The sequence below is a fragment of the Embleya sp. NPDC008237 genome (assembly GCF_042956465.1).
Taxonomy (GTDB): domain Bacteria; phylum Actinomycetota; class Actinomycetes; order Streptomycetales; family Streptomycetaceae; genus Embleya.
Genome location: NZ_JBIBGL010000020.1, coordinates 128,314 through 140,541 on the forward strand (window position 1 = coordinate 128,314; position 12,228 = coordinate 140,541).

General features: G+C 72.9%; 10 protein-coding genes and 1 pseudogene. All 11 read right to left on the bottom strand.

Annotated features, from left to right (window positions below):
* Positions 1–113: 113 nt before the first annotated feature.
* On the bottom strand, positions 114–587 hold the full coding sequence (locus ACFZBU_RS39340; RefSeq protein ID WP_391588563.1) for a hypothetical protein: 474 nt from the start codon (positions 585–587) through the stop codon (positions 114–116).
* Positions 588–1,119: 532 nt separating this feature from the next.
* Positions 1,120–1,422: a hypothetical protein gene (locus ACFZBU_RS39345; RefSeq protein ID WP_391588564.1), complete on the bottom strand. Its 303-nt coding sequence runs from the start codon at positions 1,420–1,422 to the stop codon at positions 1,120–1,122.
* A 308-nt stretch (positions 1,423–1,730) separates the two neighbouring features.
* The gene (locus ACFZBU_RS39350) at positions 1,731–2,747 is read right to left on the bottom strand and encodes an amino acid--tRNA ligase-related protein (RefSeq protein WP_391588565.1); all 1,017 of its coding nucleotides are present in this window, start codon (positions 2,745–2,747) and stop codon (positions 1,731–1,733) included.
* Between the two features lie 346 nt (positions 2,748–3,093).
* Positions 3,094–3,858, bottom strand: coding sequence for a MucR family transcriptional regulator (locus ACFZBU_RS39355; RefSeq protein WP_391588566.1), 765 nt, complete (start codon positions 3,856–3,858; stop codon positions 3,094–3,096).
* 101 nt (positions 3,859–3,959) lie between these two features.
* Positions 3,960–5,096 carry a protein-L-isoaspartate O-methyltransferase gene (locus ACFZBU_RS39360; RefSeq protein ID WP_391588567.1) on the bottom strand — a complete coding sequence of 379 codons (1,137 nt, stop codon included), beginning with the start codon at positions 5,094–5,096 and terminating at the stop codon, positions 3,960–3,962.
* Positions 5,093–5,842, bottom strand: a complete 750-nt coding sequence (locus tag ACFZBU_RS39365) for a hypothetical protein (protein ID WP_391588568.1) — start codon at positions 5,840–5,842, stop codon at positions 5,093–5,095. The genes ACFZBU_RS39360 and ACFZBU_RS39365 overlap by 4 nt, the downstream gene beginning before the upstream one ends.
* Positions 5,839–6,615: a hypothetical protein gene (locus ACFZBU_RS39370; protein ID WP_391588569.1), complete on the bottom strand. Its 777-nt coding sequence runs from the start codon at positions 6,613–6,615 to the stop codon at positions 5,839–5,841. The genes ACFZBU_RS39365 and ACFZBU_RS39370 overlap by 4 nt, the downstream gene beginning before the upstream one ends.
* Positions 6,612–8,573 carry a hypothetical protein gene (locus tag ACFZBU_RS39375; RefSeq protein ID WP_391588570.1) on the bottom strand — a complete coding sequence of 654 codons (1,962 nt, stop codon included), beginning with the start codon at positions 8,571–8,573 and terminating at the stop codon, positions 6,612–6,614. Before ACFZBU_RS39375 ends, ACFZBU_RS39370 begins: the two co-directional genes overlap by 4 nt.
* Positions 8,574–8,796: 223 nt before the next feature.
* Positions 8,797–9,996 carry a hypothetical protein gene (locus ACFZBU_RS39380; RefSeq protein WP_391588571.1) on the bottom strand — a complete coding sequence of 400 codons (1,200 nt, stop codon included), beginning with the start codon at positions 9,994–9,996 and terminating at the stop codon, positions 8,797–8,799.
* 11 nt (positions 9,997–10,007) lie between these two features.
* Positions 10,008–11,129: pseudogene (locus tag ACFZBU_RS39385) on the bottom strand (formyltransferase family protein); the annotation flags it as partial.
* 313 nt (positions 11,130–11,442) lie between these two features.
* Positions 11,443–12,183 carry a hypothetical protein gene (locus ACFZBU_RS39390; RefSeq protein WP_391588572.1) on the bottom strand — a complete coding sequence of 247 codons (741 nt, stop codon included), beginning with the start codon at positions 12,181–12,183 and terminating at the stop codon, positions 11,443–11,445.
* Positions 12,184–12,228: the final 45 nt, after the last annotated feature.

Consider the following 12,228-nt stretch of genomic DNA (forward strand, 5'->3'; position numbering starts at 1 on the left):
AACACCGGGACGGCGTGGGGATGCCACCGGTGTGTGATCACGCGGTTCGAGGCTGGTGTGTCGGGTTTTCGGTGGCCGGTTCCGGCCCGATGCCGGCGGGTGTTCGGCCGGCGTCAGCCGTGGGCGCGCGGCGCCGGAGGGCCTCCGCCGGCGGCCCACACGTGTCGGAGGTGTCGGGAGAGCGTGTCGACGAGGGCGTCGCGGCCGTTGCGGCAGGGGAGGGTGAAGTCGACGTCGGCGTAGCCGTTCTCGACTCCGTCCTCGGTGTTGAAGACGACGCTCGTGACCCGTTCGGGGAGCAGTGGGAGGAACCAGGTGGTCAACACCTCGGTGGCGGCGTGCACGTCGCAGATGCGGATGCTCAGTGAGGACGGATGCGGGGTGTAGGAGCCCTGGAACAGCCAGGGTCCGAGGGGGAACCACACGTCGAGCAGGGGCTCGCTGCGAAAGCCTTCGCCGAGCGACCAGTGGGCATCGGGTCGTTGTTCGAGGGAGGCGACGAGCTCGTCGAGGCCGACGTCCCATGGCTGTTCCGGGGCCGGGGCGAAGAACCAGGGGGTGGCGTAGCCCGATGGATCCCTCGTCACGGGGTCGCGCCCCGGTGACCACGGTTCCCCCACGACGAGGGCGTGGACCCATGCCGTGCACCGACCCGGGTGGTCCACCGGGTCGTCGTCGCCGGGGCGGGGAGCGCGGCGACGCGTGGCCGGGTGAGGGGTCGTGGTCGTCGGAGTATCCCGGGCACGGCCGCGCGGGCCCGCGCCGGACTGCCGTTGATGGAGGCGAGGACGGCGAGCGGGTTGTGCGGCGGTTTCGGCGCGGCGTCGCCGGTCGGGGGTAACGACGACTCGGTGTCGGGCGGACTGCTCGGTGTTCCCACGACTTTCCTCCGGTGTGCAGGTGTGGCGGATTCCGGCACTGTAGGACTCGGAGGGGACGGGCGCGGGTCAGCCGGGCCGGCGCCTCGATCAACTCGCGCATCGCGGCGTCGACATGCGCGTATCGGTTCGAGCGGCTCATCCCGCCCGCCGAGCGGACCGCGTGTTCCCGGCGACCCTCGGCGGTCTCCTGGGGCGGCACCCGGCGTCCGGTTCCGCGCCCGATCGGAGGGTCGCGAGCTCAGTCGACCGCGGCATCCGGCGCGAGCACCAGGCCGGCTGCCGCGAGGAAGTTCTCGAGGGCGATCTCACCGCCGTCGGTGCCGTCGTCCCATTCGACCAGGAGCCCCGACAGTCCCTCGTCCCACGTCTCGGGCGTGTCGTCCGAGACGTCCGGGCCGCGATGCCATTCGACGCTGCCCTCGCCGTGCCGGTATCGGAGATACAGGTACCGGCCGGACACCGTCCAGGCGTCCCACTGCGACGGAAAACCGTGACAGGTCTGCACCACCCGCACCAGCGTCCGATCCACGTCCACGTCCATCCGAGGATGGTCGCGCGTCGGCAGGATGCGAACAATCGACTTCGGCGGGTCGCGATCCTGTGGCCCGGGGCGGGAGTGGCTCCCCGTGGACGTGTCCGGCTGGGCGGTCGGGGGCGGCAATGGCCGTGGCTCGCAACCACGCGCACGGGGAACGGGTCGCCGCTCCGGGACACGACGAGGACGAGCTGTCGGCCGGGCCGGGCGGGGACGGCCGCGATCGCAGCGCACGAAAGACGCGCGATCCGCGGTGATCCTGCCCTGCGCGCCGCCGTCTTCGGTCGTGTCGGCGGCGAGGCGGTCCGTGGGGTTCATCGGCTCTGGACGTCGTCGATGCGTTCGGCGCCGGTGAGAACCTGCACCAGGCGGTCCAGATCGATGCGCAGGTTCCCCGAGGGGGGCATGGGGGCGTCGAACACCGCCGGCCAGGCGTCGTCGATCGTCGCCGGCTCGTCGCGGTCGACTCGAGGGGTGTTCGCCGCCAGTCGGGCGCGGAGTGCCGCGCCGTCGGCGAGTGCGGTGGAGGAGGTGGCCACGTGGATGCCGGCGACGACCAGGTCCCATGTCTGGGCGAGGCGTGTGTCGTGGGCGCACGGCTGGGCGAGGGGGGCCTGCGAGGCGGGGAAGTCGATGTGGAACGTCGGGGTGTGGGTGGCGGGTTCGACGAGGTTGTCGTACAGGTGCAGAAGAAGTTCGTCCGCGCTGCTTGCCGGGTCGGGGTCGAGGCCGTGTTTCCGGGCGAGGCGCAGCAGTTCCGGGGTGTCGGTGTCGGGGGTGATGTGGACGGCGACCACCGCGCCGACGGCGGCGTGGACGGTGGTCACCGCCCAGGGCTGGACCCAGTCGATGCGCGGCGGCCCTGCGCCGGTGGCGGGTTCGATCCAGGGCATGGCGTCGGCGGCCGCGCGTACAAGGTTCTGGATCAGGTGTCGGGTGGTGACGTAGTCGGCGTGGGCCCGGTGGATCTCGACCAGGGTGTACTCGCCGGTGTGGGTGGCGTCGGCGGGTTCGTTGCGGGTGCGGGCGATCTCGTAGACGCGGGCGAATCCGGCGGTGAGCATCGCGCGCAGGTACGGCGGTTGGTCGCGCAGGACCCGGTCCGGTCCCCGGTGGCGGGTCGTCACGTGTGGGCGCGTGGCGGGGGAACGGTGCTGGAGCAGTGGGGTGTCGACGTGGGTGTGGCCGTCGAGGTCGAGTCGGCGGCGGATGGCGTGCTGGATCGCGGAGCGGGCCTGGAGAAGGTCGCGGGCTCGGGCGTCGGTGCGCAGCCGGTGGAAGTGCTCGGCCGGGTGACCGGTGGGGGTGGCCGGCGGGCGGGGCGTGGTCATGGCGGACTCCGGGTGTGTGGGTGTCGAAAGGACCGGTGCGGACGGTGGTGACGGGGGAAGCGGTGCAGGCCGTTGCTCGGTCTGCGCGCGGCGGGATGTCCTGTGTGTGGGTACGAAATGCGGAGGCGACGCTCTCGCCGACGTGGTCGCCGAGCCGATGGCGTGTGGCAACTCGTTCACGTCAATCGGGGCAGGGTGCGCGCCGCGGCGCCGTACGAGATCGCGTTCTTCGTGTCGCCATCGTGAACCTCGGTACTCATGGGCCGTCACAATCGATCGAGCCCGGTCTCGTCCGGCTGCGGTCAGCTGCGCGGACACCGCACGGCTGCGGACAGCCCCGAGTTCCTCAGCCATGACTGCGCCCCGCAGGATCGTCCTCCGCAGCCGGACCGCGCCGCGCGGCAGCGCGATCCCCGGCCGCAACGTGGCCCGAACCGCTGACCCCCGGCACCGGGTTGCGTGCCTGCCACACGGCTTTGCGCAGTCTGACCCTGTCCATCCCTGCGGCTGCGGCAATTGCCCTCTGGGATGCCCCGCTCTCGGTGAGCGCCACGGCCAGGCGCATTCGTTCGTCCGGATCGGCAGAGGCGTCGCGCAGGGCGGCGATTTCGTCCGCTGCGAGGGGACGTCGGTAGGGGCCTTGCATCCGCGCGCACTCCTCCCCGTCGCACGTGCGGCGTCGTCGTTGGGCGGGTGTGGGGGGTGTCCAGGTGGTCCCGCATCGCACGCACACGCGTGCCTTCAGCGGCTTGGCCGCAGGTCCTGGGTGGGCGAGGCGGCCGGCGTGGCTGGCCGCGTTGCCGCGCAGTTCCTCGGGGGTACGCGCGTCGACGGCGGCCCACGGATCGCGGGCCGCTTCCAGGCGCGCCCACCCTGCGGGGTTGCGCTCCATGCGTCGTAGCGCGGCCGCGCGTTGCTTGTTCCTGACGGCCGTCGACACGAGGGGCTGTGTGCGACGCAGCCCGTGTGCCGTGCGGTACTGCTCGGCTGTCATCGCGTGCACGAAGGAGGCGTGCCTGTGGAGGGCCGCGGCGCGAACGCCGCATTCGTGGCACAGCAGCGTTTCGCCGTCGTCATCGAGCACACCGTAGACGCCGTAGCCGTCGGGCATGCCCACCCTGGCGGCGTCGCAGGGCAGGCATAGGCCGTGGGGGGTGCTCGCGGGACTGTCGCATGTGTGACAGTCCCGCGAAGCAGCCTGTGGAGCGCCGGTCATGCGGCCGTTGCGGGCGCGATGGTGGTGCGCCATGTCCGGTGGCCGAGATGCATGGTGCCGTCGGGGTCGATGACGACCTTCGCGCCGTGGCCGGGAAGTTCGCCGCCCGTGAGCCAGTCGAGGCGGAGGGCGTCGACGTCGTCCCACAGTCGCCGCGGGCCGCTCTGGTGGACGGTGGGGGTCTCGTTCCGGCGTCCGGTGGCGCGTGCCCAGGACCCGTCCGGGTGGGTCATGATCGCGGTGCGCACGCCGTCGGGGTCCTCGTGGTAGTCGTGTTCGATTCCGGGGGTACGGAGCGCGAGGGCGGATCCGACCTCCCAGCGCCGGCGGATGTCCAGTACCGGGTATCGGCCGGTGCCGACGTCGTCTCCGTCGTCGGTTCGGGCGGGGTCGGTGTCGGGTGGGGGCGGGTAGTCGTCGCCGGTCCGGGTGTGCGTGAGGCTCGCGCGGTCGGCGGTGATCGTGCCGACGGCGCCGCCGTCCTCGGTCGTGTCGGCGGCGATGATCAGGCCGGTTCCGGCAAGGGTGGTGACCAGCCGGCCGGGCCAGGCGAGCGCGTCGAGCCAGCATTTCGGAATGCCGCGGAGGCCGATCGTCGACACGATGCGGTCGACGGAGCCGTAGCCGACGGGCAGGAGGCCGGTGATGTCGCACTCCAGCACCCGCGGCCGCAACCCGATCCGATCCAGGCGGTTCTTCGCGGTGGCGACCAGGTGGGGGTCGACGTCGACGCTCGTGACGCGGCGGTCGTCGAGTCGCCGCGCGAGTAGGGCCGTTCCGTATCCGGTGCCGGTCACGCACACCACGTGGTCGTCGTCGCCGATCATGGCTTGGCGGTACATGTCCACGAGCAGCGTCGGCAGGGTGGACGAGGACGTCGGCCGACCGGTGGGGTGGTCGCCGGGTGTGGCGTGGTCGGCGTGCAGGGTGCCGACGCGGGTGACCAGCGTGCGGTCCTCGTATGCGGTGGCGGGGTCGCCGGCGGTGTCGCGCAGTGTCCAGCCCCGATCGGTCCACGTCCACCAATGGGGAACGAACGCGTGCCGGGGTGTGGTCGCGATCGGCTCGTGCCAGCGGGATGCGGGGTGCACGACGGTATCGGCGAGTCGCGCGGCGTGTTCTTCCCAGGTCACGGGTTCCTCCGTTCGGTGGGGCAGTCGGAGAGCGACGACGGGGTGCGGGAGGCGTTCGGCGATCCTCCGCCGGTCCCGTCCGCGGAGAATGTCTGTTGCCTGTCGTGGGCCAGGGCGTCGAGGACGCGGGCTCGGACGGCGGCCTGCGGCAGGTGGGTCGTGTCGATGCGGAGTGTGCGTGGCCGGGCGGCGAGTGCCGTCTGTACGCGCACGTCGCATGGCGTCTCGGGTTCGATCGGCGTGTCGGCGGTGAGGTAGACGGCGAGGTCGGGTGCCGGTTCCTGGGTGATGCCGGTGTCGCGGCCGACGGCGACCGCGTCGTACGGCGCGGCCCGGCGCATCAGGTTCGTGTGTATGGCCAGGATCGGATCGCGCCAGAGATCGCTGTCCTCGATCAGGGGCAGGTGGGCAGCCGCTTCCTCCCGGTGCAGTCGGTCGGCGATGGGCTGGTCGTCCCACATCAGGACCAGAGGCTCCTTGGGATCCTGCGTGGCGGTGCCGTGCCACAACGCCGGAAGGTGGAGGAACCGGACGGTGAACTCGGTCGGGGTGAGGTCGGGTTCGCGGCTCAGGACCCACGCGGCGGCGACATACGTCAGGCGCGTGTCCAGCACGACCGTTCCGCGGTGACCCGGGTCGGTGCTCCACGTCTCGGCGAGGCCCATCGCCAGGGTGGTCGTACCGGCGGCGGGGGGTCCGTCGATCGTGACGCGACGCGGGAGGGGTTCGGCCGGCACGACGCTCACGAGGGTTCTCCGGGAAGTCGGGGCGCCTGGGCGGTTTCGAGTCGCGCGGGGGCACCGAGTCGCGGTCGCGTGCGCAGGGCGTGCGCCAGTTCGCAGAACAGGTCCCAGGAGCCGACGATCGTGCGCAGCGCGAAGGGTTCTCGTTCCAGGATCCGCGCGGCTTCGGCACCGGCTCGGCCCACGGTGGCCAGACGTCCGTCGAAGTGGAGGGCGTGGGCGATGCTCCAGTCGTCGACGAGCGGCGCCAGGTCGTCGTCGTCGAGTGGCGGGTCCGCGCTGCCCCACGCCTCGCAGCAGTGCGGTGGCATCGTCTCCCACACCGTCAGGCGCCCGTCGGGGTGTGCCGGTTGGGCGAGGAACCACGGACGGCGCGCGTAACCGTCGAACGCGCCGTCGACGTATCCGCTGTTGTAGGTGGGGGACACCAGGGCCGGGGTGGGGCGGGGCAGGTCGCGGCTGGTGGTGAGGAGGGCGGCGATGGTGGGCCCGTCGGTGGGGCGGGGCAGGCGGGCGATGCCCAGGACACCGGGATGCAGCGACGCGGCGAGGGCGTCGCGGTCCGGGAAGAACGTCCGGCCCCAGTTCCAGGGTTCGGGGTCGGCGTCCCACCCGACGAAGCGGGTGCCGCCGGCGGCGTGGCCGAGGGGCACGACGTGATTCCCGGTCGGGAAGCGGTCGTCGACCAGGGCGACCACCGACGTGGTGACGCCCAGGAGGGCGTCCGTGACGGTGGCCGACGCGCCGGTGTGCCGGTCGAGCGGTCGGGGGTTCACGCGGTCCCGCCCGATGCGCCGTCGTGCGCCTGTGCGCGCAGGGCCGCGGCCTCGACGCGGTATGCCGTGGCCCGGGCGGGGTCGCCGATCGCGTCGGCCCAGCGGGCGAGCCGGTCGCAGGCACCGGGAACCTGTCGCGGGTAGTGCCGGCGCAGGGTCCGTTCCGCGGCGGACACCAGTTTCTTGCTGTTGTCCCGCCGACCGCAGGCGAGTTCGACCTCTGCCCACGTCAGGGCCGCCAGCGCGGTGTTCATCGGATCGCGGGCGGTCGTCAGAAGGCTGTGGGCGGCGGCGGCGAGCGCGGCGGCGAGCACCGCCGGGGTCCCGTGGTCGCCCTTGCGGTGCGCCCACCGGGCCAGGCGTTCGAGTCCCAGGCCCGCGACCCGGGGTTCACCCAGCCGCACGCATTCGGGGATCGCCTCGCCATGGGCCGCCGCCGCCTCGTCGGGCCGGTGGGCCTTGGTGAGGACCACAGCTCGGTAGTGGAGCGTACGGGCGGCGAACAGGTCTTTGCCCCCGGCGCGGAACAGGTTCTCGGCCTCGGTGAGGAGGTCGAGGGCCTCGGTCGATTCGGGGGCCGGGAGGACGAGCGCGAGCGAGGTGAGCATGCGTCCGACGGCATCGTGATCGCCGCACAGGCGCGCGGCCCGCAGCCCCGCCCGATGCGCGGTCACCACGTGGTCTCCGGACCGGACCTGGAGCCAGTACGACCACTGGCGGTCCACGAGCAGGTGGACGGCCTCGGGACATCCGTCGTCGCAACCGACGAGGATGATCGTCGTCAGCGCGGCGTGCTCGCCGTCGAACCACTCCCGGGCGGCGGCAACGTCGTCGAGGTATTCGGTCGTGGCGGACGGGAACGGGTCGTTCAGGGCGAACTCCCGCTCGGGTTCGAGCAGTTGCGCCGCGACCGAGGCGGTGGCGACGTAGTAGCCGAGATACAGGCCCCGGCGGGCGTCGTCCTGTTCCTCCTGGGGCAGGGCGCGCGAGGCGGCCGCCGCGGGGTGCCGCGCCACCTCGGGCAGGACGAACGTCTCCCCACCGGAGGATGCGGGGCCCGGCGCGAGCAGTTGCCGGTCCAGGAGCGTGCGGATCGGCGGGTCGACGTCGGCGCGACGCACACCGGCGAGCGCGGCGAGCGCGGACGGCGTGAACGTCGTGCCCGGGTGCAGGCCCAGGCGCGCGAACAGAGTCTTGGCATCGTCGGGCAGTGCCGCCACGATGTCGTCGATGGTGTCGGTGATGGTGTCGATTCCTTCCACGTGGTGGGGGCGATCACGAAGGGGCCGATGCGGTCGGCTCGCGTATTCGGCCGCGGTCAGGCACACCGCCAGCGGCAGGCCCCCGCAGCCGCAAACGATGCGAAGGGCGTGGTCCGGCTCGGCCTCGACGCGGCCCGCCCCCAGGACGGCGGCGAAGAGCGCGAGCCCGTCGTGTTCGGGGTCGAGCGGCGCGAGTTCGATCCCGTGGTACCCGTCGAGCGCCAGGCCCGGCAGGCGCCGACGGGCGGTGATCACCGTGAGGCTGTCCCCGGCGGGCAACAGCGGCCGGACCTGATCCTCGGTGCCCGCGTTGTCCAGCAGGACGACCATGCGTCGCCCGCGCGTCAGGCTCCGATACAGGCCCACGAGGTGGTCGATGTGCTCGGGCACGCTCGGCGCGCCCAGGGCACCGACCCACCCCGCCAACACCTCCCGCGTCCCGTCCGGCCGCCGGCTGTCGCCGCCGCGCAGGTCGGCGTAGAGCTGCCCGTCGGGGAACCGTGCGCCCAGCCGGTTCAGCCAGTCGACCGCGAACGCGGTCTTCCCGACGCCGGGAACCCCGGTGACGAGGTAACGCGTGGGCCGGCCGGTTGCGCCGGCGAGGGACAGACGGGCGTCGAGGTCGTCGCGTTGGGCATCCCGATCGACCAAAGGAATCCGCGGCGGCGGAAGTTGCCACGGTGTGGGGGCCGTCATCCGCTTCTCCTGCATCCGCCTGCCGGAGGATGCGGTCGACAGGGCGAGACGGCATCGCTGTTGTCGGAGGCGGTCGACGGCCCGGCGCCGGGGCTGTGGTGGACCCGCCACCGAGTGAGCGGCGCGGACGGGTTGGGGGCGCGGATCGGGTCCATGGCACCGGTGATGACAGCGGAGCCGACGATGAGCACGGCCAGGACGACGGTGACCTCGGGCGGTCGTCTCACGCGTCACCGGCCCGGGTGAGCCGGCCGTAGCGCAGGCCGGTGGCAAGAACGAACATCGCGAGGCCGGCGAGGAACATCGGCAACACCGCCCCGGGGGCGAACACGGTGGCGGAGTCGAAGGTCAGGTGGCCGGCGATCAGCGGGACGACCAGTCGGGTCCGGCGGTACAGCAGCACCGACAGGCCGCCCAGGACCAGGGCCGCGATGATCAACGAGGCGGTGCCCGCGTACAGGTGCACCAGGACGCGGCCCAGGGCGGCGACGGCGACGATCTCGGTGAGCGGTCGGCGGGCGCGTTCCAACAGCACCACGACCAGGACTATCAGCACCAGCGTCTCGACGATCGAGGTCCAGGTGACGGAGGCTATCCGCAGGGGGATGTCCATCTCGTCCAGGGCCAGCGCGGCGCGTTGCTTGTCGGCGTCGTCGGGCAGGCCCGCGATCAGCGCGCCGGTGCCCGAGGCGAGCATCATGGCGATCATCAGGCCGACGACGCCGGTGAGGTAGGCGCGGGCGCCGCGCCCGAGTTCCCCGCCCAGGGTTGGTGGCCGCTCCACCCGAACGGCCAGGCCGTCGTGGTGCACCACGCTTACGGCCGGCGCGGGGGGCAAGAGCAGCGGTGGTCGCGGCGCGTCGATCAGGCGCAGGACCAGGGCCACGATCGCCACGACGGTCACGGTCACGCCCACCGCGGCGGCGGGTTTGTACCCACACACGGCCAGGGCCAGCCCCAGACCCGCAAGCACCATGAAACGGTGGCGTGCGCGCGGGGGCAGCGGCCGGGCCCGCCAATACAGGACTGCGAGGACGAGCGTCGGGGTGAGCGTCAAGGCGATGACGCCGCCGACGCGCCGCGCCCCGTGCGGGACGATATCGCCCGTGGCCACCAGCAGGACGGTGACGATCGCCAGATAGGCGACGGCGAGCGCGTGGTCGTTGCGGCGGCAGGCATGTACCCGCACGGCCGGGAACACGGCCGGGGTCGCGAGCAACACCATGGTCATCGCGAGGACGAGCACCGGGGACAGGTGCAGGTCGCCGACGGCGTCGGCGGCGGTACGGCGCAGGCGACGCAGGCCGAGCAGCGTGGGTATGCCGCATCCCGCGGCGAACGCGAGGACGAGATACAGGTACGCGCGCCGGGGGTGGAGCGTCGGCGGGACGTCGACGCGGGAGGCGAGGGACGGTAATGACAACGGAAGTTCCTTCAGGAATGCGGGAGCGGTGGTGCCGGTCCGAGGTCGGAGTCGAGGAGGTGCCATCGGAGTGCGTGGAGCAGGGCTTCGGTGCGGTCGGTGGCGCGGAGGAGATCGAGGAGTTCGGCGCGTGCGTGTGCGTACGCGTCTGTGTCGAGGCCGTGTTCGTGTCGGATGCGTCGTCGGGTGTGCCCTCGGGCCCAGGCCGTGAGCACGATGCGGTGGCTGTCCCCGAGGGTGGGCGGCTGAGGTCGGGGCGGGTCGTGCCGCGCCGCGGGCAGGTTCACGTCGCAGGCGGCGGTCACCATGGCCTGGTCGAGGGTGGTGGCGTCGTGGACATCGAGGAGGTTGCGTCTGGCGCGGGCGAGCAGCGACTCGCTCAGGCCCAGTGCCTCCCGCATGTCGGCGAAGCCCAGGCCGCGGGCGTGCAGTTCGAGAATGGCCAGGTGGAGCCGGTGCTCCTCCGGGCCGTCGGCGGGCGGACGGCGCCGTACCGCCATGGCGTCTCCCTTCGGGTGCGCGAGGGTGGGGCACGGCCGTGTGGTCGCGGCGCGCGGGTGGCGGCTTGCGGGGGCGGGTGCGTCATCGTCGGGGCGTGGGTCCAGCGGGAGGATCGCGTCCGCCCACAGGCGGCCCTTCGCGCACGGGATGCGGATCGGGCCGGGTGTCAGCCGGGTGCGGACGACGCGGACGGCGACGCGGTCGATGTCGGTGATCGCGGGCCAGCCGAGGTAATGCAGGGTCCGCGCCTGGTTGTGGATGTCGTGGGCGCTGCGGGCGCGGTCGAGCCGGCACAGGCCCTTGTCGGGACGGGGGGCGCGAGTGGCGGTCGCCTCGTCCTGTTCGCGGCCGGGGTCCGCGGCCGCGACGGCGTCGAGGGCGCGCGGGGCCAGGCGCAGGGTCGCGGTCGTGATCTCGCGCCACAGGCGGTGGGGGTCGAACCAGTCGGGCAGGACGATCGGGTCGCTGCGGGCCAGGACCGGGCCCTGGTTGCAGGTGGTGGTCATCCGGTGGGCGGTGGCCCTGACCGTCGGGTCGCCCTGCAGCAGGGCGGAGGGGATCGGGCAGGGGCCGCGGTGTCGGGGCAGGTCGCCGGCGTGCAGGTTCACGACGCCGTGCGTGGTGGCGGCGAGGACGTCGGGTGGGGTAGCCGTGGCAGAGAAGGACGTCCAGGTGCAGCGGCTCGATACGCGCGGCGAGAAGGGTCGGCGGCTCTGCGATCGCGTGGCGTCCGGGCGCGTTGCGGTGGATCTCGGTCAGGCGATCGTCGTGCAGCCCGCCGACGGGTCGGGGGGTGTGGGTGGCGTGGACCACGGGTGCGTGACCGGCAAGCGCGCAGATCTCGTGGAGTTCGCGCAGGACCGCCGGGAAGGTGGCGAGAAGACCCACGCGCAGGGGCGGGGTGCTCGACGGACGCATGGTGGTGACTCCGGTGGGGGGTGCGGATCACGCGGTCGGGGCGGCGACTCGGGTGATCCGTTCGGCCAGGCGCCGAAAGAGGTCGGGGTGGCGCCAGACGAGGGAGACGGTGAACGGGTGCACGGCGAGGATCGACGCGGCCCGGTGGCCGTCCGCGCCGAGTTCGCCCAGCCGGCCAGCCCGGCTCACTGCGCGCAGGCGCAGGAACGCCGGCAGTAGGGCCGCCAGGTCGGCGGCGGGCATCTCGCGTGGGGGTCTTCCCGCCCACGCGCGCAGTTGGTCGGGTCGCATCAGCTCCCACACGACGTGCTCGCGCGCGTCGATGGTGACCAGGTGCGGGAACCACACGGCGTGCGTCGCGGGCGTGATCGCCACGGGTGCCGGTGCGATCAGCGGCGCGTGCGCCCTGGCAGTGGCGTGCGCGGAGCGGTTGAGCGTTCGGGGCGGGATCGTCCTGAGGAGGCGGCTGACCGCGAGGGCCGCGCCCAGTGCCTGCCGGCTGCGGGCCGCGGGCAGGTACGCGAGCCCTTGCGGACCGGCCGTCCGCGCCAGTTCCAGGGCACGCGCGACCGTGGGCGCGGGCCGCGCGGTGACGGGGCCCAGGTCACGGGACGACCGCAGGATGGTGGTGCTCGCGGTGCGCGAGGGGACGAAACCGGACGCATACCAGTCGACGACGACCGGCATCACCGGCAAGGCCCCCAAAGGGGTCGCCTCGGCGAGCTGTTCACGGGTAACGACCGGCCCGGCGACGGGTGACACGGACATGCGGACCTCCGGCACGACACGAACGAACAAAAGAGGTGGCTCAGC

Excerpts from the sequence above, each read along its gene's own strand:
- ACFZBU_RS39355 (WP_391588566.1), bottom strand. The coding sequence starts at position 3,858 with ATGCCCGACGGCTACGGCGTCTACGGTGTGCTCGATGACGACGGCGAA.
- ACFZBU_RS39375 (WP_391588570.1), bottom strand. The coding sequence starts at position 8,573 with ATGACGGCCCCCACACCGTGGCAACTTCCGCCGCCGCGGATTCCTTTG.
- ACFZBU_RS39390 (WP_391588572.1), bottom strand. The coding sequence starts at position 12,183 with ATGTCCGTGTCACCCGTCGCCGGGCCGGTCGTTACCCGTGAACAGCTC.
- ACFZBU_RS39350 (WP_391588565.1), bottom strand. The coding sequence starts at position 2,747 with ATGACCACGCCCCGCCCGCCGGCCACCCCCACCGGTCACCCGGCCGAG.
- ACFZBU_RS39345 (WP_391588564.1), bottom strand. The coding sequence starts at position 1,422 with ATGGACGTGGACGTGGATCGGACGCTGGTGCGGGTGGTGCAGACCTGT.